A 20962-nucleotide genomic window follows, 5' to 3' on the forward strand; every position below is an offset into this window, starting at 1 on the left:
CTTTCAACCGGGAAGCGCTGGATGTTCAAGGTGATGCCTGCGCCTTGTCAAGATGCCCCGTTTTTCCCGCGACAATGTGCCCACCTCCCCTTGCCAAGGCTAGACATAATTTGCGATCAAGCATAGAACGCGCCGGATTGACGGGGAATCTATGGCCGTATTGTGTCCGGATCTTACCGGTTTCAAAGGGGCGTGGCGGGTTTCCGCAGACATTGCGTGAGAGGATGGTTTAGCCGTGAGCGAACACGAGACATCAAGCGAATCCCTGGGCGAGCCCACTCGCCGCGATTTTCTTTACCTGACCACCGGTATGGCGGGCGTCGTGGGCGGCGTGGCTGTCGCCTGGCCGTTCATCGACCAGATGCGCCCGGATGCATCGACGCTGGCGCTCGGCGCCATCGATGTCGATGTCTCCAGCCTGACGCCCGGCATGTCCTTGACCGTCAAGTGGCGCGGCAAGCCGGTGTTCATCCGTAACCGTACGGACAAGGAAGTTGAAGAAGCCAAGGCTGTCCAGCTTGGTGACCTCAAGGACTCGGTTGCCCGCAACGCCAACATCGCGGCCGACGCCCAGGCGACTGACCTCGATCGCTCGGCGGGCGAGGGCAAGGAAAACTGGATCATCATGGTTGGCGTCTGTACCCACCTCGGCTGTATTCCGCTCGGCCAGGCCGGCGATTTCGGCGGGTGGTTCTGTCCCTGTCATGGTTCTCACTACGATACCGCTGGTCGTATTCGTAAGGGCCCCGCCCCTGAGAACCTCGCTGTGCCGACCTTTTCGTTCGTATCCGATACAGTCATCAAGATCGGTTGAGGGGACACCTGATAATGAGTGCTGAACATTCAACCTACCAGCCGACGACTGGCATCGAAAAATGGGTCGACTCGCGCCTGCCTCTGCCGCGCATGATCCATGACAGCTTCGTTTCCTACCCGGTTCCGCGCAACCTGAACTATGCCTACACCTTCGGCGCCATGCTGTCGGTGATGCTGATCGTGCAGATCCTGACCGGCATCGTTCTGGCCATGCACTATATCGCCAGCGTCAACGAGGCCTTCGTCTCGGTCGAGAAGATCATGCGCGACGTGAACCACGGCTGGCTGCTGCGCTACATGCACGCCAACGGTGCGTCCTTCTTCTTCATCGCGGTCTACCTGCATATCGCCCGCGGCCTCTACTACGGCTCCTACAAGGCGCCGCGCGAAATCCTCTGGATCCTCGGCGTCGTCATCTACCTTCTGATGATGGCAACCGGCTTCATGGGCTACGTTCTGCCCTGGGGCCAGATGTCCTTCTGGGGTGCGACGGTTATCACCGGCTTCTTCTCGGCCTTCCCGTGGGTCGGCGAATGGATCCAGCAGTTCCTGCTCGGCGGCTTTGCCGTTGATCAGCCGACGCTGAACCGCTTCTTCGCGCTGCACTACCTGCTGCCCTTCATGATCGCCGGCGTCGTCATCCTGCACGTCTGGGCGCTGCACGTCACCGGCCAGACCAACCCGACCGGTGTCGAGGTGAAGTCCAAGACCGACACGGTCGCCTTCACGCCCTATGCGACGCTCAAGGACGCACTCGGCGTCTCGGTCTTCCTTATCGCGTTTGCCTGGTTCGTCTTCTACATGCCGAACTATCTCGGCCACCCGGACAACTACATTCCGGCTGATCCGCTGAAGACGCCGGCGCACATCGTTCCGGAATGGTACTACCTGCCGTTCTACGCGATGCTGCGCGCCATCACCTTCAACGTCGGCCCGATCGACTCGAAGCTCGGCGGCGTTCTGGTGATGTTCGGTGCGATCATCGTGCTGTTCTTCCTGCCCTGGCTCGATACGTCGAAGGTTCGCTCCGCCGTCTATCGCCCCTGGTACAAGCTGTTCTTCTGGATCTTCGTGGCCAATGCCATCCTGCTCGGCTGGCTCGGCGCGATGCCGGCGGAAGGCATCTACGTCATCCTCTCGCAGCTCGGTACTCTGTACTACTTTGGCTTCTTCCTCGTCATCATGCCGGTTCTCGGCCTGATCGAGACCCCGAAGCGCATTCCGAATTCGATCACGGAAGCGGTTCTGGAAAAGAAAAACGCCAAGCTGGCCAAAGCCTGAGAGCGAGCGAGAAAGGAACCATGACAATGAAAAAGCTTGTTTCAGGCATTCTGGCGCTTGCACTCGTCGCCGGTCTCGGCGTCTCCTTCGCCACGGCGGAAGAGGCAGCGCCTGCTGCTGGTGCCGAGGCGGAACACGCCACGCCGCACTACCCGATGCATAAGCCGAGAGAGCAGGACTGGTCCTTTGCCGGCCCGTTCGGCAAGTATGACAAGGGCCAGCTCCAGCGCGGCCTGAAGGTCTACACGGAAGTCTGTTCGGCCTGTCATTCGATGAACCTTGTAGCCTTCCGCACGCTGGAAGGCCTCGGTTACTCGGAAGCGCAGGTCAAGGCTTTCGCGGCGAACTACGAAGTGCAGGACGGCCCGAACAGCGACGGTGAGATGTTCACCCGCAAGGCCGTTCCGTCCGACCACTTCCCGTCGCCCTATGCGAACCATGAAGCGGCTGCCGCCTCGAACAACGGTGCGGCGCCGCCGGACTTCTCGCTAATCGCCAAGGCGCGCGGCATCACCCGCGGCTTCCCGCAGTTCGTCTTCGACATCTTCACGCAGTACCAGGAAGGCGGGCCGGACTATATCTACTCGCTGCTGACGGGCTACGATGAAGAGAAGCCGGCGCATGTCGAAGTCGCTGAAGGCACGCACTTCAACCCGTACTTCGCCGGTGCCGCAGCGCTTGCCATGGCCAAGCCGATCTCCGACGACCAGGTCACCTATGACGATGGTTCGCCGCAGACGGTCGACCAGTACGCGCACGACGTTTCCGCCTTCCTGATGTGGGCTGCAGAGCCGCACCTCGAAGAGCGCAAGCGCACCGGCTTCATGGTCATGATCTTCCTGCTGATCTTCACCGGCCTGATCTACCTGACGAAGAAGTCGGTCTACGCGAACAAGGAACACTGAGCAGTCTTTTGGCACTCGGTTAAAAGGCGGCCTCCGGGCCGCCTTTTTTGTTGAGGGCGGGCGCCGCACCTGCAATAACCGGGCGAAGCCTCAGTACTCGGGAAATCCGCATGTCCACGCTTGAACAAGAACTCATTGCCGCGATCCGCAACATCCCGGACTATCCAAAGCCCGGCGTCATGTTCCGCGACATCACCACGCTGCTCGGCAATCCGCGCGCCTTCCGCCGCGCGGTGGACGAGCTGGTGCACCCTTACGCGGGCATCGGTATCGCAAAGGTCGCGGGCATCGAGGCGCGCGGCTTCATCCTGGGCGGCGCCATGGCGCACCAGCTGTCGACCGGCTTCGTGCCGATCCGCAAGAAGGGCAAGCTGCCGCACGAGACCGTGCGCATCGCCTACAGCCTGGAATACGGCGTGGACGAGATGGAGATGCACAAGGACGCCATCAAGCCGGGCGAGAAGGTGATCCTCATCGACGACCTGATCGCCACCGGCGGCACGGCGGAAGCGGCGGTAAAGCTGCTGCGCCAGATCGGCGCGGATATCGTCGCCGCCTGCTTCGTCATAGACCTGCCGGAACTCGGCGGCCGCAAGAAGCTGGAAGCGCTGGATGTGGAAGTCCGTACGCTGGTTTCCTTCGACGGGCATTGAGCCCTGATCCCGTCCCACGGGAATCCTTTAGACGCATCGCCAGCCCCCTCATCCGGCCCTTTGGGCCACCTTCTCCCCGCTGGGGAGAAGGCATAGTGGCGTCGCGTTTTTTCCCCTTCTCCCCAGCGGGGAGAAGGTGCCGGCAGGCGGATGAGGGGGGGGTAGCTCAGCGCTCAATAGCGTTCAGACGAATTCCAGTACCGTGCTCTCGAACCGGATGACCGGCTCGCCGTTCTGGTTCCTGCCGGCGCAGAGGATCGTGTTGACGAGGCGGCCGGGGCGCGAGGCGAGCTCGCGCGATGCCATCAGCGTCACCGAATAGGTGATCGTGTCGTCGGCGAAGACCGGCTTCAGCCAGCCGAGTTTCGTGAAGCCCGGGGAGGGGCCGAGGTTCGGCGGCACGATACCTTCTTTCGCGAGCCGCTTGCATTCGCGCACCCAGAACGGCACGAAGCATTTCATCCACCCGGCCGCGGAATGCCAGCCGGAGGCGCAGAGCCCGCCGAAGAGGGCGTGTTTGGCGAGCTCCGCATCGAGGTGGAAGGGTTGGGGATCGAAGCTCTTGGCAAAGCGGATGATGTCCTCTGCCGTAAAGGTGAGGCTGCCGATTTCGACCGTTTCGTTGAAGGGATAAAGCTCAGCCATGCGCATGGTCGGCTCCCTTCTCGGCAAGACGCATCATGTTGATATATTCCGAGACCGCGACGAGCTCGCCGCGCTGGTTGGTCACCTCGGCGCGCATGCGCACGATGCCGATCTCCGGCCGGGAGCGTGAGGCGCGGGCCTCCAGCACCACGCAGTGACCGCCGAGCGTGTCACCGGCAAGCACCGGCCGCTTCCATTCCATCAGGTCGACGCCGGGTGACCCTTCCGAAGTGGAGCCGTTTATGTAGGCCTCGTAGAGCATGCGCATCATCAGCGCGCTGGTGTGCCAGCCGGAGGCGGCAAGCCCGCCCAGAATGCTGGCGCGGCCGGCCTCCTCGTCGAGATGCATCGGCTGCGGATCGAACTCGCTTGCGAAGGCGATGATTTCGTCCGTTGTCAGGGTCCGCGCGGCAAAGTCGAAGCGGCGTCCCGGCGTAAAGTCTTCGAATGTGTAGGTCGTCACTGCCTGATCCGTCATGTTTCGAAAAACAATGGCGAGCGCGGCACGGTTTTGCAAGGTCTTGTCCGCTCATGCGCTTGCCACCCTGCCGACCGCGGGTAAGGTGGCGCTCCCTGCGGCGCGAGGAGACGGTGATCCATGCAGACCTTGAAATCCGTGCTTGACGGAGCGGCCGGCGAGGGCCTCATCTCCGCCGAGCAGGCGGGCACGTTGCTGCCCTATATGGCGGCGCGCGGCGTGGCGCTGCAATCGCCGTCCAAGGCTGATGCGCTCGACATTGCCGGCTCCGCTGAGGATCGCGCCATTTCCCCGATCGAGGATACGGAAGCGCCGCGTTTTGTCCGCGGTTTCCATGACGTGCTGATCACCATCGGCGTGGCGATTGCCATGGCGGGCGTCTGGGGCGTCGGTGCCTTCCTCGCCGCACTGCCGGTTATCATCGTGCTGGCGGAAATCCTCGTGAAGCGGCAGCGGCTGGCGCTGCCGGCCGTGCTGCTGACGCTTCTCTATGTCCATTGGATCTTCGTGACGACGGTCATCGCCCTCGATAGTTTCATCGGCCAGCCGGAGCCGGAACCGGTCCTGCATTTCCTGCTCGTCATGCTGCCGTTCGCGATCCTCCTGCCACCGTTCTACTGGCGTTATCGCATCCCGCTGTCGCTGAGCCTGTGGTTCCTTTCCTTGGCTGCGACCGCTCTCGGCCTGATTTTCCTCGCTCTTTCACGCTTCACGGGAAGCGCGGATGTCCTTGCCGATCATCCGGTCGTCGCGTCGACCATCTTCCTTGTTGCGGCGCTCGGTCTTTTTGCGCTGGCAATGGTCTACGATCTGTCGGACCGGTTCCGCGTCACGCGCCGGTCCGATATTGCCTTCTGGCTGCATCTCATAACCGCGCCCGCACTGCTCTATGCGATGCTGGCCTTCGTGTTTCTGGGCGATTTCGCCAATGAGCGACTGTTTAGTGGCAGCAAGGGCCTGCCGGACGCGCTGATCATTGTCGGCATCGTCATCGTGCTCATGGCGATCGGGCTGATCATCGACCGGCGGGCTTTCGTCACGTCCGGCCTTGTGTCCCTCGGTCTGGCGATCGCCAGCCTTCTCCAGGGCATCGAGGCCGCACCGGAGGGTTATGTCTTCCTGACGCTTCTGATCGTCGGTGTCGTCGTGCTGACCATCGGCATCGGCTGGCCGCATTTCCGGCGGTGGGCGGTAGCGCCGCTGCCCATGACGCTCAAAGAAAAACTGCCGCCCCTTCGGTAAAGGGCGGCAGCGGATCTGCTGTCAGCGATGCGGAACGGCTGCTTCAGGTGTTGAAGCGGAAGTGGATGACGTCGCCGTCCTGGACCACGTATTCCTTGCCTTCGTCGCGGCCCTTGCCGGCTTCCTTGGCGCCGACTTCGCCCTTGTAGGCGATGTAGTCGTCATAGGCGATCGTGAAGGCGCGGATGAAGCCACGTTCGAAATCGGTGTGGATGACGCCGGCGGCCTGCGGCGCCTTGGTGCCGCGCACGATGGTCCAGGCTCGGGTTTCCTTGGGGCCGACGGTGAAATAGGTGATCAGGTCGAGCAGGTGATAGCCAGCGCGGATGAGCCGGTCGAGGCCAGCCTCCTCAAGGCCGAGGGCCGAAAGGAATTCTTGCGCCTCTTCTTCCGGAAGCTGAGCAACCTCGGATTCGATCGCAGCCGAGATGATGACGCATTCGGCGCCCTGTTCCTTGGCCATGACGGCCACGGCTTCAGTGTGCGCATTGCCGGTCGTAGCATCGCCTTCCGCGACGTTGCAGACGTAGAGGACCGGATGCGAGGTCAGAAGGTTGAGGCCCTTCAGGATCTCGATCTCCTCCGGCGCCAACGTCTTCAGCAGGAGACGGGCCGGCTTGCCCTCGTTCAGGAGCTTGACCGCGGCTTCCATGATCGGCAGCTGCGAGAGCGATTCCTTGTCTTTGCTGGCGGCGCGCTTGCGGGTCTGCTCGACGCGGCGCTCCAGGCTTTCGAGGTCGGCGAGCATCAGCTCGGTCTCGATCGTGTCGGCGTCGCCGACCGGATTGATGCGTCCCTCGACATGGGTAATGTCGTCATCCTCGAAGCAGCGCAGCACATGCACCACCGCATCGACTTCGCGGATGTTGGCGAGGAACTTGTTGCCGAGACCTTCACCCTTCGAGGCGCCGCGCACGAGGCCGGCGATGTCGACGAAGGAGATGCGCGTCGGGATGATCTCCTTGGAGCCTGCGATGGTCGCAAGCGCCTTCATGCGCGGGTCCGGCACGGCCACTTCGCCGGTGTTCGGTTCGATTGTGCAGAAGGGATAGTTTGCCGCCTGCGCCGCCGCTGTCTTGGTCAGCGCGTTGAAGAGGGTCGACTTGCCTACATTCGGCAGTCCGACGATACCGCATTTGAAACCCATTGAGGTGGTCCATTCGTCTCGAAAATCGTTGCCCCCGCTATGGGGGAAGGACGGGGCAGGGTCAAGTGTTTGCCGCATGCGCGCCTCTTGAACTCCCCCTTCTCGCGATGCACAATGATGCCCACATCGCTCGAAGGCACACTCGCGAGGAGGGCTTCCGATGGGCAACGATGACGTCACCCTGACCCCGAAGACGACAACCAAGCCGAAGCTGGAACGGCCGAAGCTCTACAAGGTCATTCTTGTCAATGACGACTACACGCCGCGCGAATTCGTCGTGCTGGTGCTGAAGGCGGTCTTCAGCATGAACGAGGATGCGAGCCAGCGCGTGATGATCACCGCACACAAGATGGGCACCTGCGTCGTCGTGGTCTGCGCCCGCGATATTGCGGAGACCAAGGCGAAGGAGGCAACGGACCTCGCCAAGGAAGCAGGCTTCCCGCTACTTTTCCAGACCGAGCCGGAAGAGTAGCTCGGCCTGCGCTTGGTGGCATCAATCCATTCGGACTAAAGAAATACTTGCTCCACCCCACCGCGGCCTGCATCGAAGGCATTCGCCATGCCGATGACGTCTTCAAGGGGCTCGTTAGGGTGTGATGTGGTGCAAAGGAAGCGGCTGGGATCGCTGCCGTCGCCAACAACGATCCAATCCACCTCATCTTCCAGTTTGTCCGCGCCCGGCCCGACAATCGCGAGCAGTAACACGCCTTCAGAAAGGCACCGCTCGACAAACCCTGCGAGATCAGCCGTGTCAGAGGTGGGACTGTGGAGGACTACTTTGCGGGCAAGGACCATAGCCAAAGTGTAAGTTGGAAGCAGGACAACCGCAATTGGCGTGAAGCCGTCGTGGCGTCTCGACCGCAATGTCCTAATCCATCGTCCCGTGATGTGGACATTTTTTAGCGCAATAGGGTCAAGCCGAAAAATGTGGTAAGCGCCAGCCGAAACAACAACAGGAGCGTAATGGTGAGCGAACCGACCGTAGCAGATGCAACAAACCGCATTTATGAATCACTTCAAGCGGACAATGCCGACATCGACGTGCATATCGCGACTCTCAAGGCCGCGTTGACGCGAGAGGGTTTGAAAGAGGCCGTATTTGATCCGGCCAGGCTCGTGCAGAACAACCGCTCTGGCAGAAAGCTCATGCAGGCCTACTTTCGGCAGCGCGGCGTGACGGTGAAATTCTCGGCTTCGTGAAGCCTTCCTTTGACGTCAGACAGGCCGCCGCACGACAGCGGCCTGATCACTCCTAAGCGGTCAGGTTACAAAGGGCATGATATCCACGCCGTCGCCGGGAAAGACCGTGATGTGCGGGTGGTCGTGGAAAAGTCGCGCAGCGGCATCGGCGGTTTCAGCCTCGACAACCAGATAGCCGCAGAATGGATTGACCGCTTTGGCGACGCCGTCCCTGGTGATGCGTGTCGTCTTTCCCACCATGCCGCCACGATCGAGGATAGACGCAGCATTTCTTTCCTCCCAGGCTGCCCACTGTTTGACGCCGATAGCATCGATAGCGTCTTGCTCGGTTTTGGGAAGGCTTCGGAAAGACGCGACGTCCTCGGGCTTAATGGTGTAAACGGCAAGGAAACGGGGCATGCACCACCTCCATGATCTTTGAATGCTTGTCAGCTTACACCTTGCGCGCCGGAAAGCACCCCACGGCACTGGAGCACGGCGCGCAACAGGAATGACTGCTCCTGGAGCAATGCAGACAACACAACCGCAGCCGGCCGCGTGGTCGACACCATCGGCTCTATTTCTGGTGCACCTGCTGTAATTCCACACTGTGGAGCTGTTTCGGTGGTGTTGCCATCACGCCGTTTTGCGAACGTTCTCTAGAAATCACTCGCCCTTGTTGCCGAGCAGCTTTTTCAGCATTTCGGCCATCGGGCCGGTCGTCGGCAGGATCTTCGGCTGGGCGTGGTTGCGGGCCGGGCGGATGTGGGATTGGGCGGCGGGTTTTTTCGCCGACGCTTCCTTCTCTTCCGATTTGCCGCCGACGGCGAGCGCCAGCTTGTTCATCAGCTGCGAATCCTCGCCCCGCACCAGCATGTCGGCATTGATCGCCAGTTCGTCGAGCAGCGGGTCGAGCCAGCTGTGGTCGGCCTTGGCGAAATCGCCGAGCACATGGTTGGTAACGAGTTCCTTGACGCCGGGATGGCCGATGCCGAGGCGCAGCCGCCGGTATTCCCGGCCGCAATGGGCGTCGATCGACTTGATGCCGTTGTGGCCGCCATGGCCGCCGCCGGTCTTGATGCGCGCCTTTCCGGCGGCCAGATCTAGCTCGTCGTAGATCGCGACGATGTCCTTCGGCGCGAGCTTGTAGAACCGCATGGCCTCGCCGACGGATTCGCCCGAAAGGTTCATGAAGGTCTGCGGCTTGATCAGCAGCACCTTGTCGCCGGCAAGCTCACCTTCAGAGATTTCGGCCTTGAACTTCTTCGACCAGGGCGAAAACGGATTCTTGCGATGGATCGCGTCCAGCGCCATGAAACCGATATTGTGGCGGTTGCCCGCATATTTTGCGCCCGGATTGCCGAGCCCGGCGATGATCAGCATGGAATGGTCCGCCAAAAGGATCTGTTGTTGCCTTCACCATCGCGAAAGCGGCCGGAAGTCAACTGTCCAAGGCTATTTCTTCGCGCCGTTTTCTGCGGTGCGCGTGTTGGGCGGCAGGCCGTAGGCGGTGAAGATGCGGTCCTGCTCGCCATTCTCAATCAACGTATCGAGTTCCGCCTGCAGCCGCTTGACGAGGTCGGGTGGCGTGTCCTTCTGGCAGGCGAGGCCGTAGATCTGGCCGGCCATCAGCATGGCCTTTTCCACGGGCTGGCCCTGCTTCACCAGGTTTTCGTAGGTCTTGATCGAGGTCGGCATCAGGTCGATGCGAGCGGAGAGCAGTTTGCGCACGGAAATGTCGATGTCGGCGGCGAGGTCTATGTCCTTGAAGCCCATTTCCTCCAGCGCTTCGACGGCGAAGTCGCCGCGCTGCGAGCCTGCCTTCAGGCTGAGTGCGTCCTTGATGGTTGTGGGACCCTTGCTGCCGTCCTTGCGTTTCAAGAGCACCATCTCGTCCTTCAGGAGCGGGTTCACCCAGAGGAAACGGTCAGCCCGTTCGCGGTTGTAACCCGTGGTGAAGACGCAGGTCTTCGGCTGGCTCTCGGCTGTGGCAAAAGCGCGGGCCCAGGGCATGATCTCCATCGTGTAGTCGATACCCGCCGCCTTGGCGATCACCTCGATCTGATCGACCGCAATGCCCGTGAGCTTGCCGTCCTTCGTGTAGTTGAAGGGCGCGTATTCCTCGGTGACGAAATGCAGGGTTTCGGCAAGCGGCGCGGAAAGGGGAGCAAGCGACAGGCAAAGCGTAAGAAGCAGCGTCTTCATCGTCTCCTCCCCGGGTCCTTTCAGGATGCTATTGCCTGGCGCGCAGGTACGGCGGGCACAGAGAATTCGTCCAGCTTTTCGAGCAGTGCGTCAAGCGGCAGGGGCCTGCTGAGCAGATAACCCTGGCCGAACTCGATGTTCATTGCCTGGAGGATGTCCCACTGCTCGGCCGTCTCGATGCCCTCGGCCACCACGGCGCAGCCCATCTGGTGCGAGATCGTGCGGATGCCTTCGACCAGCATGCGGCTCTTGCGGCGCACATCCGGTTGGTCGCTCGAGAGCGAGCGGGTGAAGGACTGGTCGACCTTGACGATATCGACGGGGAAGCGGTTGAGGTAGCTGAGCGAGGAATAGCCCGTGCCGAAATCGTCGAGTGCAATGCGGCAGCCGAGGTCCGAGAGCGCGTCTAGCACGTCGCGCACCACCGGATTGTCGAGCATCAGCACGGCCTCGGTGATCTCCACGACAATACGCGAGGGCGTGATGCCGTTCTGCAGAAGCAGCGCTGCAAGGCGCGCGGGCAGGACGGGCTCGAACTGCAAGGGCGAGAAATTCACCGCCAGATAGCTTTCGGCAAGCCCGTCGAGCCTGGAGATGACGGCGAGGCTGGCGATCGCCTTGGACAGGATGGCGTCGCCGATCTGGCCGATCGAGCCGTTCTCCTCCGCAATGCCGATGATCTCGGCTGGCGGCAGCAGGCCGCGTTCGGGGTGGTTGAGGCGCATCAGCGCCTCGAAGCCGGCGACGCGCCCGTCCGACAGGCTGACGATCGGCTGGAGGTGGGCGATGAACCAGTCGTCGCGCAGGCCCTGGTCGATAAACTGCTCGGTCTCCAGCCGCTTGCGGGCGATGTCGACCATGTTGTTGTCGAAGAGCTGCACGCCGTTCTTGCCGCTGCGCTTGCGCGCATACATCGCCATGTCCGACTTCTGCAGCAGGCAGGCGGCCGTCGCGGCATGATCGGGATAGACGGCAATGCCGATGCTGGCGCTGACATTGAGTTCCGCGCCGTTGACGATCAGCGGTGCGCGCAGGCTGGCGACCAGCCGGTCGCTGATATCCATGGCGAGCTGGCGGGCGTTGGCGGCGGACAGCAGGATGGCGAATTCGTCGCCGCCGAGACGGGCGATCACATCGCTGGCGCGCAGCTGCCGGCGCAGGCGCATCGCCACCTGGCAGAGCACATCGTCGCCGGCGGCGTGGCCGAGATTGTCGTTGATCCACTTGAAGCGGTCGAGATCGACGAAGAGGCAGGCGAGCGGCTCGCCGAGCCTGTCGGCTTCGCCGATCAGGTCGTCCAGCACGGATTCGAAACCCTGGCGGTTGAGCAGGCCCGTCAGATGATCGGTGATCGCCTGGCGGTGGTTGCGGCTTTCCGCTTCCTTGAGGTCGGTGACGTCGGTCATGACAGAGAGTGAGAGTGCCTGTCGACTACTGCTGGCCTCGACGCCGGTTTCCAGGATCAGCACGTCGATGACGCTGTCATCGGCGCAGCGGAAGCGCACGGTGACCTCGCAGATGCCGCCGTCTTCCATGTTGGTGGTATGGCGTTTACGGTAGGTCTCGCGCGATTCCTCGACGACGAAATCAGTGAACTCCTGGCCGATAACTGCTTCACGGCGGTAGCCGGTAGCGGTCAGCCAGTAGTCGCTGACGGCGGTGATGCGGCTTTCCGCATCGATGGAAAACAGCATCGCCGGTGTGAGATTGTAGATGTCCGTGGCGCGGGCATGCGCCAGCTTGAGTTCCTTTTCCTCGCGCTCAAGCTTGCTCTGCATCTCGTTGAAGTTATGGGCAAGCGCGCCCATCTCGTCGTTCGACGTCCAGTCGACGTGATGGCGTGAGCCGAGCCGGCGCGTGGCCTCGATGGCTGCCGTCAGCCGCATCAGCGGCCGAATGATGGTGATGCGGTTGCCGATGATGGCGGCGGTGAAGAGTGTTGCCACGGCGAAGAAGAAGATGGCGAAGATCGTCATCTCATCCTTCGTGAAGCGGGCGAAGAGGCCCTGCTTGCGCAGCCAGATCTCGGCCGTGCCGACCGTTTTGATGCCGTCGCTTGCCCGGTAGAGAATATCGGTCTTGACGACGGAACGCGCGTCATCCGGGTCGGGGCTGATATCGGGCTTGCGGATGTCGATCACGTCCGAACTGTCACGTACCCGCACGAAGCTGATATCCGCCTCGGCCTGGAGTGACGTGACGATCTGGTCGATGCTGTCCTTGTCGAAATCCCACAGCGGTTTCCCGAGTGCCTGGACATTGGCTTCCAGCAGCACTTCGGTGTTCTGAAGGCGCTCGCGCGCGACACGATCGGACGAAAGGATGAGGAACAGGACGAACAGCGGAGCGACGAAGACGAGCAGGGCGCCAATGACGATGGCAATGAAGCGGCTTTCCACCGAATGCATCTTCATGCCGGTTGCCTGCCTGCCATGGTGCGAAGCCAGCCCATAGTGCCCCTCTTTGGCCTTTGTCATTTCCAGAGGCTTAGCTTTTCATCAAAATCTTAAATGTTGCTGAAATACCGATCCGGAAAAGTGCTGATAATTCAAACCTCCCGTCACGGTAGTGCCGGCAAGCGGGCAAAGAAAAACCCCGCATTCGGGAGAATGCGGGGTTTTCCGAAAGATCCCTTTGGAAGGGATTATTCTGCGGAGCCTTCGGCTTCTTCTTCCCGCACGCCGGCTGCCGGGGTGGCAATCGTGGCGATCGTGAAGTCGCGGTCGGTGATGACCGGGCTCGTGCCCTTCGGCAGCTTGATGTTCGAGATGTGAATGCCGTCGCCGACCTTGAGGCCGGACAGGTCAGCCGTCAGGAATTCCGGAATGTCGCCGGCCAGAGCATGCAGTTCGACAGCGTGACGAACGATGTTCAGGACGCCGCCGATCTTCATGCCCGGGGACTTCTCTTCGTTGACGAAGTGAACCGGAACTTCGACCACGACGTGGGTGTTGCCCGAAACGCGGAGGAAGTCGACATGCATCGTGAAGTCGCGGACCGGATCAAGCTGGAAGTCCTTCGGCAGGACCTTGATCTTTTCGCCGTTGACGTCGATCGTGGCAACTGTCGTCTTGAAGCCGCCGGCGTGGATACGCTGCGTGACGTCCTTGGTCGACAGGGCGATGGAAAGCGGGGCCTGCTTGTCGCCGTAGATAACTGCAGGAATAAGACCGTTGCGGCGAAGTTCACGGGAGGACCCCTTACCAACCCGTTCGCGTGTTTCGGCCTTGAGCTCGTAAGTTTCGTGGCTCATGACTTTACCTTTCGTGTGTTACTGGAGAGTTTTCCACGGCTGGCGCATTCGCCGGCAGCGCAAAACTTGAGGATTTCGTGAAAGCCTCATCCGCATTGCCTCCAAGGGTGTCTACGCGGACGGGGGCTCGATAAACGAGAATGCCCGGAAATGCAAGGCCTCGGCCCGGATTGACCCCGGATTGACACGGTGCCGCCGTGATTGGATGTTCGGTATGAAGCGGTTCGGTGAAGGAGACCCCGATGAGACGACAGACCCTGATGGCCTCGGCCGCATTTGCGCTCGTATTCGCGAGCCCCGCCCTGGCCCAGCAGGTTTCGCCGTCCGAGGCCGAGAGCATCCAGCAGAGGCTCACCCGCTATCTGCCGCAGGAGATGATCGACGCTGGTCTCGTGACGGTTAAGGCAGCCTCCTCGTTCTACGAGCTGCGCTTCAACCCGATGGTACTGCTCGAGAAGGCGAAGACGGGGCCGGTGACCGTCGAAGGCCTGAAGCCGATGACCGCCTATCTCAGGCCGATGCCGGAGGGCACCTATCGCGTCGAGGCGAACGACAGTTTCGACATCAAGGGCACGGTCGATGCAGCGCCGGGCAAGAATTCCTTCACCTACCTCATCGATTCGATGAAGCTCGACGGGATCTATGATCCGGAGATTCTCTATTTTACCTCCGCAGACTGGACGGCGCAGAAAATCGCCTTTTCCACCACCTCGCCGCAGGAGAGCGTCACGGCCAGCATCGGCGAAACCGCGATGCGCGTAGCGGCCGAGAAGAGGGGGGAAGGCACGCTCGACGTGACGAGCACGGGCGTGATGAAGGCCTTTGCCGAGACGATTACCGGCGGGCCGAGCGGCCGGGTCGATATCGGTGCGGACACGATCGATATCGATGTCAGCATGGATGGCGCCCGCTACAAGGTGATGCAGGACCTTGTGTTCTTCGTGCTCGACAACATGCACAAGGACAAGCTCGAGGCGGCGGATGCCGCGCGGCTGAAGGAGATGCTGCGCGCCTCCCTGCCGGTCTTCGACAATCTGACGGAAACGATCAAGGCGTCGAACGTCACGGTCAATACGGACAAGGGCCTCTTCGGGGCTGACACCGTCACCTATGATATCGACATGAACGGCATCGCCCATTCCACGCGCGTGGGCTTCGGCTTCGGCGTGGAGAAACCGAAAGCGCCGGCCGGGGTCTTGCCGGCGGTCTTTGCCGAGGCGGTGCCCGAGCGGGCGACCTTCAAGGCGGCCGTCACCAATCTGGATCTTGCAGGCGCCGTCAACTATCTCGTCGACCATGCGGATTTCACCAAGCCGGAGCCGTTGACGGAGGAGCAGAACAAGGAGGTCGGCAAGATCGTGCTGCCGGACGGCACGATGACGGTCGAGTTCGAGGATGTTTCCGCCGTCTCGCCGATCTACGACGTGCACCTCTCCGGCAAGATGCTGGTCTATCCCGACCAGCAGGATCGCCACAGCGCCGACGTGACGATCACCATGCGTTCGTTCGACAAGACCGTCGCCTATCTCCAGAAGAACGCCGCCGCCGTGCCGCAGTTCGGCCAGGCGGCTTTCGGTCTGTTGATGATGAAGGGGCTTGCGCGCGATGCGGGTGGCGGGGCGCAGGCCTGGGATCTGAAGGTCGGCGAGGACGGCAAGGTGCTGATCAACGGCCAGCCGCTGCCCTTCCAGCAGTAAGGGTCAGCCGCGGCGCTTTGCCGTGAACCGGGCAAGCGCCAGCATCAGGCCACCACCGATCAGCCCCCAGAATGCGCCGGAAATGCCGGCGAACGAGACGCCCGAGGCCGTGACGAGGAAGGTCACCGCCGCCGCCTCGCGGCTTTCCGGTTCCTTGAAGGCGTTGAGTGCCGAGCCGGCGAATGCACTGATCAGCGCGAGGCCGGCCACCGCTTGGATGAGGATCGGCGGGGCGAGGCTGACGAAGGCCGTGACCGCGCCGGCGGCGAGCCCGAAGATCACATAGAAAATGCCCGCGTTGATCGCCGACCAGTAGCGTTTGGCCGGGTCGGGATGTGCATCGCTGCCGGCGCACATGGCGGCGGTGATGGCGGCGAGGTTGACCGCGTGGCCGCCGAACGGTGCCGAGAGCAGAGAGAAAAAGCCGTTGACGGCGAAAAGCGGACCGGGTTTGGGCTCGTAGTGGTTTACCTTCAGGACGGCGATGCCCGGAATGTTTTGCGACGCCATGGTGACGATGAAGAGCGGCAGGGCAATGCCGACGAGGCCGGCAAGCGTGAAGGCGGGCATCACGAATTCCGGCTTCGGCAACAGCGATTCGCCGAGCCCGGCAAAAGCCCCCTCCGGAATGTCGATGCCGAAGGCGAGCACGATGACGAAGGCGGCCAGCGCTGCCGGCACGGCATAGAGCCGGTTGATGCTGCCGACGACGACCCAGGCGATGACGATCGGCAGGCCCAGCAGCGGGTCGAAGGCAATGGCTTTCACCGGCGCAAAACACAGCCCGATCAGCACGCCGGCGAGCATGGCATTGGCGAGCGTCGCCGGAATGGCCGCGACCATGCGGCCGAGCGGCTTCCACAGTCCGGCAATGATGATCAGCACGGCGCAGACGAGAAAGCCGCCGACCGCCGTGGCAAATCCGCCCTCGACCGCGCCGGAACTGGCAAGCAGCGCTGCACCCGGCGTCGACCAGGCAATGGAAATCGGCAGGCGCGTCGCGGCGCTGAGCACGATGGCACAGACGCCCATCGACACGGACAGGGCCATCAGGCCGGATGCGGCCTGGGCTTCCGTGGCGCCAACACCGGTCAGTCCGTGCAGGACGACGGCGAAGGAACTGGCAAAGCCGACAAAGGCGGTGAGCAGGCCCATGAACAGGGCTTGAGCGGAAAAGTCACGAAGCATGGCAGGGATCGGTGCTGAAAAGGATGTGCACTGGTAACAGAGGGCGCGGGGCTTGGAAACAGGCTTGTCGCGGTGCCGACAGGTCAAAAGCCCCCAAAACGATACGCCCGATCTTGGACCTTCGTCCGGCTGGACCCGCCGTGCGAAACATGGCTATAGTCGGGGTCCGTTGTATTTCCATGCGACGATCGGTCGGAAGCTTTCGGGAGGAGAGTGGATGTCTGCGCGTTTCGATCACGCGGATCATGTGAACACCGTTGCGGCCCGTACCTCGGCGGCGGCGAGTTCTCCTGTGGCCGCTTCCTGGCGCCGCTGCCTGACCCTGCACGGCCTGACGCCGGAAGAATCCCGCGTGCCGTGGCGGCTGACGGAATCCGAATTCCACCATGCCCGCGCCTGCTCAAGTGTGTTGATCGAGGAGGCCCGCGGCGAGATCGACCGGCTTTTCGCCACGGTCGGCAAGGCCGGTTGCTGCCTGCTGCTGACGGATGAGAACGGTATTGCGCTCGAACGGCGTGGTGCTGCGGGCGACGACCGCGATTTCCGCGGCGTCGGGCTCTGGTCCGGCACGGTGTGGAGCGAGGCGAGCGTCGGCACCAACGGCATCGGCACGGCGCTGGCCGACGAGCGGCCGGTGCTTATTCTGCGCGACCAGCATTTCCTGTCGCAGAACACGGGGCTGTCCTGCACTACGGCGCCGATCCGCGATCATACCGGTCGTATCGCTGCCGCCATCGATATTTCCACATGCCGTGACGATGCCAACGACATGACCATGTCGATCCTCTCGCAAGCGGTGCGTGATGCGGCTGCCCGCATCGAGGCGGGCCTCTTCCGCCGCGCCTTTTCCACCGCCCGCATCCTGCTTGTGCCGGCCGAAAGCCGCACCGCGCCGGCGCTGCTGGCGGTCGACCGCGATGATCTCGTGCTGGGTGCCACGCGCGCCGCCCGCCAGATGCTTGGTCTCGACGACCGGCGGATCGCTACCGGCATTGCTGCCTCCGATCTGCTGCAGGAGGACCGGGCGGAGGAGGGGCGTGACCTCGACGACGCGGAGCGTGCAGCCCTTCGCCGCGTCCTGACGCGCGCCGGCGGTAATGTCAGCCAGGCGGCGGACCTACTCGGCATCAGCCGCGCGACGCTCTATCGGAAGATGAAGAAGCTCTGCATCAACTGAGTCTTCCGAATGCTGCGGCGCAGCACAGCCTGTTGTGCCCACCTGTCTCAATTCTGAAACAGTCCCCGCCGCCATCGCCGGTCGGCCTCTACCGCTCCTCCACGAAGCGCAGCACCATGCTCCCGACGGCCCAACCGGGTCTCTTTGGGAGGAATTGACATGCTGCATCAGAAGATCGTCGAAAACCCGTACAAGGCGAAGTACGGCAATTTCATCGGTGGTGAATGGAAGGAGCCGGTCGCCGGCCGCTACTTCGACAACATCACGCCGATCACCGGCGGCAAGCTCTGCGAAGTCGCCCGCTCCGACGCTGCCGATATCGAGCTCGCCCTCGACGCAGCGCACGCCGCCAAGGACAAGTGGGGCCGCACCTCGGCAACCGAGCGCTCCAACATCCTGATGAAGATCGCCCAGCGCATGGAGGACAATCTCGACCTCCTCGCCCGCGCCGAAACCTGGGACAACGGAAAGCCGCTGCGCGAAACGCTCGCCGCCGACATCCCGCTCGCCATCGACCATTTCCGCTACTTCGCTTCATGCGTTCGCGCGCAGGAAGGCACGATCGGCGAGGTCGACCATGAGACCATCGCCTATCACTTCCACGAGCCGCTCGGCGTCGTCGGCCAGATCATTCCGTGGAACTTCCCGATCCTGATGGCCACCTGGAAGCTGGCGCCGGCCCTTGCCGCCGGCAACTGCGTGGTGCTGAAGCCTGCCGAACAGACGCCGTCCTCGATCCTCGTCTGGGCCGAACTCATCGGCGACCTGCTGCCGGCCGGCGTGCTCAACATCGTCAACGGTTTTGGCCTGGAAGCCGGCAAGCCGCTTGCCTCCAACCCGCGCATCGCCAAGATCGCCTTCACCGGCGAGACGACGACCGGCCGCCTGATCATGCAATATGCCAGCCAGAACCTCATTCCGGTCACGCTGGAACTGGGCGGCAAGTCGCCGAACATCTTCTTCTCCGACGTGATGAACGAGGACGACGACTATCTCGACAAGGCGCTGGAAGGTTTTGCGATGTTCGCGCTGAACCAGGGCGAGGTCTGCACGTGCCCCAGCCGCGCGCTGGTGCATGAGAAGATCTATGACCGCTTCATGGAAAAGGCGATCAAGCGCGTCGAAAAGATCGTGCAGGGGAACCCGCTCGACACCGCGACGATGATCGGCGCGCAGGCGTCGTCCGAGCAACTGGAAAAGATCCTGTCCTATATCGACATCGGCCGGCAGGAAGGCGCGGAAGTGCTGACCGGCGGCGGGCGCAACGATCTCGGCGGCGACCTTTCCGGTGGCTATTACGTCAAGCCGACCGTCTTCCGCGGCCATAACAAGATGCGCATCTTCCAGGAGGAAATCTTCGGACCGGTGGTTTCGGTAACGACCTTCAAGGACGATGCGGAAGCGCTCGCCATCGCCAACGACACGCTCTACGGCCTCGGCGCCGGCGTGTGGAGCCGCGAGGCGAACCGTTGCTACCACTTCGGCCGCGATATCCAGGCCGGTCGTGTGTGGACCAACTGCTACCATGCCTATCCCGCCCATGCTGCCTTCGGCGGCTACAAGCAGTCGGGCATCGGCCGCGAGACGCACAAGATGATGCTCGACCACTACCAGCAGACCAAGAACATGCTGGTCAGCTACTCTCCCAAGGCGCTCGGTTTCTTCTGAGCGACCGCCCGTCCTTCTCCCCGGCCTCCAGGGGAGAAGGCGATCGACGGGTGGTGGAGCCCTGTCCGCCGTTGCTCCACGCCCCATCCCTCTCCCCGCTGTCCGGGGGGAGGGAAAACGCGTCAAGGGAGCCGTGCCATGTCTGAAATTGCGACCGAACCGCGCGTGGTGGCGACCGATGCCGCCCTTGCGCTCATCCGGGAGATCCAGGCGGATCATCCCGAAATCCTGTTCCACCAGTCGGGGGGATGCTGCGACGGCTCGTCACCGATGTGCTATCCGGCGGACGACTATATCGTCGGCGACCGGGACGTGAAGCTCGGCGAGATCGGCGGCGTGCCGGTCTATATCAGCGAGAGCCAGTTCGGGGTGTGGCAACACACGCAGCTGATCATCGATGTCGTGCCCGGCCGCGGGGGCATGTTCTCGCTCGACAACGGTCGGGAGAAACGTTTCCTCACCCGCTCGCGCCTGTTCGGTGGCGGCGAAGCCTGCCCGTTGCCGGCACGCTGAACGTCAATTCGACCGGCTCAAATGCAAAACCCCGCCGTGTGGACGGCGGGGTTTTGGTCATGCGCGTTGGTGCTCAGCGTGCAGGGCACTCGCCGGGGCGAATGACGCGGAAGCCTGCAGCGCCGGCAGCGCAGGTGTTGCCGAAGGTCTGGACGTCACGGCCACGCTTTCCGCAGACCGGATTGTATTCCATCGTGCAGGCGCGCTGATCACGCGGACGCTCACGGTTCCCGTCATCGCGGTTGCGATCCCGTTCCCGCTCGCGGTCGCTGCGGTTGTCCTCGCGATCACGATCACGATCGCGCGGACGATCCCGGCCATCGCCGTTGTCGGTCCAGCCGCTGTCGGGACGGCGGATCTGGCACTCGCCGCGGCCGATGACGTCGAAGCCGCTCGAGCGTGCCTCGCAGGAATTGGCAAAGGTCTGGCGGTCACGACCGCGCGAGCCGCAGACCGGTGCATATTCGCGCGTGCAGGCACGGCCTTCATCCGGACGCGGGTCCGGCCTTCCGCCGGGACGGCACTCGCCGCGACCGACGACCTGGAAACCGCTGGAGCGCGCTTCGCAGGCATTGGGGAACGTCTGGATATCACCGCGTCGCGAGCCGCAAACCGGGTTATATTCCCTGGTGCACATCTGCGGGCCTGGATCGTAGCCGCCGCCCTGATCGACATCGACCTGGCAAGCCGCCAGCGTGCCGGCAGCAAGAAGGATGGCTATGCGTCCCGCCAGCCGGGATAAGAAAGGCGATATCAATGTCATGGGTCCTCCTAGCGAATCTCAGCGGACCCTATCGCAAAACGCATAGGTCCGGTATCGGCGCTGACGTAAAAAACAGGGGCTGGTTGAAGCACGCGGCATCGCGCAACCTGCGCAAAGCGCAGGTCACATTGGATCTTGCGGCTACCGGATTG

Annotated in this window: 22 protein-coding genes; 11 read left to right on the forward strand and 11 right to left on the reverse strand. The window is 62.5% G+C overall.

Annotated elements, in window-relative coordinates; translation table 11 throughout:
- The first annotated feature begins 235 nt into the window (after window positions 1-235).
- From petA to ACT6VE_RS01325, 4 genes are all read left to right on the forward strand, one after another.
- Window positions 236-814 (forward strand): ubiquinol-cytochrome c reductase iron-sulfur subunit, encoded by a 579-nt coding sequence (petA, locus tag ACT6VE_RS01310; protein WP_069058071.1) that lies wholly within the window; start codon window positions 236-238, stop codon window positions 812-814.
- 14 nt (window positions 815-828) lie between these two features.
- On the forward strand, window positions 829-2097 hold the full coding sequence (locus tag ACT6VE_RS01315; RefSeq protein ID WP_069058072.1) for a cytochrome b: 1269 nt from the start codon (window positions 829-831) through the stop codon (window positions 2095-2097).
- Between the two features lie 26 nt (window positions 2098-2123).
- Window positions 2124-3002 (forward strand): cytochrome c1, encoded by an 879-nt coding sequence (locus tag ACT6VE_RS01320; protein WP_444796823.1) that lies wholly within the window; start codon window positions 2124-2126, stop codon window positions 3000-3002.
- A 110-nt stretch (window positions 3003-3112) separates the two neighbouring features.
- Entirely contained in the window at window positions 3113-3655 is a 543-nt protein-coding gene (locus ACT6VE_RS01325; protein WP_444796824.1) for an adenine phosphoribosyltransferase, read from the forward strand.
- A gap of 183 nt (window positions 3656-3838) precedes the next feature.
- Here ACT6VE_RS01325 and ACT6VE_RS01330 read toward each other — a convergent pair whose 3' ends face one another.
- Both ACT6VE_RS01330 and ACT6VE_RS01335 read right to left on the reverse strand, forming a co-directional pair.
- A complete protein-coding gene (locus ACT6VE_RS01330; RefSeq protein ID WP_069058074.1) occupies window positions 3839-4306 on the reverse strand; it encodes a MaoC family dehydratase in 468 nt (155 codons plus the stop codon).
- A complete protein-coding gene (locus ACT6VE_RS01335) occupies window positions 4293-4778 on the reverse strand; it encodes a MaoC family dehydratase (RefSeq protein WP_444796825.1) in 486 nt (161 codons plus the stop codon). Before ACT6VE_RS01335 ends, ACT6VE_RS01330 begins: the two co-directional genes overlap by 14 nt.
- A 120-nt stretch (window positions 4779-4898) precedes the next feature.
- On the opposite strand from ACT6VE_RS01335, the gene ACT6VE_RS01340 reads away from it, so the two are divergent.
- Window positions 4899-6020, forward strand: a complete 1122-nt coding sequence (locus tag ACT6VE_RS01340; protein WP_444796826.1) for a hypothetical protein — start codon at window positions 4899-4901, stop codon at window positions 6018-6020.
- Window positions 6021-6063: 43 nt separating this feature from the next.
- Here ACT6VE_RS01340 and ychF read toward each other — a convergent pair whose 3' ends face one another.
- Window positions 6064-7167, reverse strand: a complete 1104-nt coding sequence (gene ychF, locus ACT6VE_RS01345; RefSeq protein WP_444796827.1) for a redox-regulated ATPase YchF — start codon at window positions 7165-7167, stop codon at window positions 6064-6066.
- A 160-nt stretch (window positions 7168-7327) separates the two neighbouring features.
- Between ychF and clpS the strand changes: the two genes are divergently transcribed.
- Window positions 7328-7639 (forward strand): ATP-dependent Clp protease adapter ClpS, encoded by a 312-nt coding sequence (gene clpS, locus ACT6VE_RS01350; RefSeq protein WP_069058077.1) that lies wholly within the window; start codon window positions 7328-7330, stop codon window positions 7637-7639.
- 35 nt (window positions 7640-7674) lie between these two features.
- On the opposite strand, the gene ACT6VE_RS01355 is transcribed toward clpS, so the two are convergent.
- Window positions 7675-8031, reverse strand: coding sequence for a hypothetical protein (locus ACT6VE_RS01355; RefSeq protein ID WP_444796828.1), 357 nt, complete (start codon window positions 8029-8031; stop codon window positions 7675-7677).
- A gap of 99 nt (window positions 8032-8130) precedes the next feature.
- Here ACT6VE_RS01355 and ACT6VE_RS01360 point away from each other — a divergent pair, with 99 nt between their 5' ends.
- Entirely contained in the window at window positions 8131-8367 is a 237-nt protein-coding gene (locus tag ACT6VE_RS01360; protein WP_444796829.1) for a hypothetical protein, read from the forward strand.
- Between the two features lie 60 nt (window positions 8368-8427).
- Here ACT6VE_RS01360 and ACT6VE_RS01365 read toward each other — a convergent pair whose 3' ends face one another.
- From ACT6VE_RS01365 to ACT6VE_RS01385, 5 genes are all read right to left on the reverse strand, one after another.
- Window positions 8428-8766, reverse strand: coding sequence for a hypothetical protein (locus ACT6VE_RS01365; RefSeq protein ID WP_444796830.1), 339 nt, complete (start codon window positions 8764-8766; stop codon window positions 8428-8430).
- Between the two features lie 246 nt (window positions 8767-9012).
- Complete coding sequence (gene pth, locus ACT6VE_RS01370; protein ID WP_444796831.1) at window positions 9013-9729, reverse strand: aminoacyl-tRNA hydrolase; 717 nt, start codon at window positions 9727-9729, stop codon at window positions 9013-9015.
- Between the two features lie 72 nt (window positions 9730-9801).
- On the reverse strand, window positions 9802-10551 hold the full coding sequence (locus ACT6VE_RS01375; RefSeq protein ID WP_444796832.1) for a substrate-binding periplasmic protein: 750 nt from the start codon (window positions 10549-10551) through the stop codon (window positions 9802-9804).
- Between the two features lie 20 nt (window positions 10552-10571).
- The gene (locus ACT6VE_RS01380) at window positions 10572-12965 is read right to left on the reverse strand and encodes a putative bifunctional diguanylate cyclase/phosphodiesterase (RefSeq protein WP_444796833.1); all 2394 of its coding nucleotides are present in this window, start codon (window positions 12963-12965) and stop codon (window positions 10572-10574) included.
- Window positions 12966-13195: 230 nt separating this feature from the next.
- Window positions 13196-13804 carry a 50S ribosomal protein L25/general stress protein Ctc gene (locus tag ACT6VE_RS01385; RefSeq protein WP_444796834.1) on the reverse strand — a complete coding sequence of 203 codons (609 nt, stop codon included), beginning with the start codon at window positions 13802-13804 and terminating at the stop codon, window positions 13196-13198.
- A gap of 242 nt (window positions 13805-14046) precedes the next feature.
- Here ACT6VE_RS01385 and ACT6VE_RS01390 point away from each other — a divergent pair, with 242 nt between their 5' ends.
- The gene (locus ACT6VE_RS01390) at window positions 14047-15501 is read left to right on the forward strand and encodes a hypothetical protein (protein WP_444796835.1); all 1455 of its coding nucleotides are present in this window, start codon (window positions 14047-14049) and stop codon (window positions 15499-15501) included.
- Between the two features lie 3 nt (window positions 15502-15504).
- Here ACT6VE_RS01390 and ACT6VE_RS01395 read toward each other — a convergent pair whose 3' ends face one another.
- Window positions 15505-16689, reverse strand: coding sequence for a benzoate/H(+) symporter BenE family transporter (locus ACT6VE_RS01395; RefSeq protein WP_444796836.1), 1185 nt, complete (start codon window positions 16687-16689; stop codon window positions 15505-15507).
- A 217-nt stretch (window positions 16690-16906) separates the two neighbouring features.
- Between ACT6VE_RS01395 and ACT6VE_RS01400 the strand changes: the two genes are divergently transcribed.
- The 3 genes from ACT6VE_RS01400 to ACT6VE_RS01410 all read left to right on the forward strand — a co-directional run bounded on the left by ACT6VE_RS01400 (window position 16907) and on the right by ACT6VE_RS01410 (window position 20047).
- Window positions 16907-17866, forward strand: coding sequence for a helix-turn-helix domain-containing protein (locus ACT6VE_RS01400; protein ID WP_444796837.1), 960 nt, complete (start codon window positions 16907-16909; stop codon window positions 17864-17866).
- A 159-nt stretch (window positions 17867-18025) separates the two neighbouring features.
- Window positions 18026-19534, forward strand: coding sequence for an aldehyde dehydrogenase (gene adh / locus ACT6VE_RS01405; protein ID WP_444796838.1), 1509 nt, complete (start codon window positions 18026-18028; stop codon window positions 19532-19534).
- A gap of 138 nt (window positions 19535-19672) precedes the next feature.
- Complete coding sequence (locus ACT6VE_RS01410; RefSeq protein WP_069058085.1) at window positions 19673-20047, forward strand: DUF779 domain-containing protein; 375 nt, start codon at window positions 19673-19675, stop codon at window positions 20045-20047.
- 73 nt (window positions 20048-20120) lie between these two features.
- Here the strand turns inward: ACT6VE_RS01410 and ACT6VE_RS01415 are convergent, their stop codons facing one another.
- The gene (locus tag ACT6VE_RS01415) at window positions 20121-20810 is read right to left on the reverse strand and encodes a Kazal-type serine protease inhibitor domain-containing protein (RefSeq protein ID WP_444796839.1); all 690 of its coding nucleotides are present in this window, start codon (window positions 20808-20810) and stop codon (window positions 20121-20123) included.
- Between the last annotated feature and the right edge of the window lie 152 nt (window positions 20811-20962).

The organism is Shinella sp., assembly GCF_052438155.1.
Classification (GTDB): Bacteria; Pseudomonadota; Alphaproteobacteria; order Rhizobiales; family Rhizobiaceae; genus Shinella.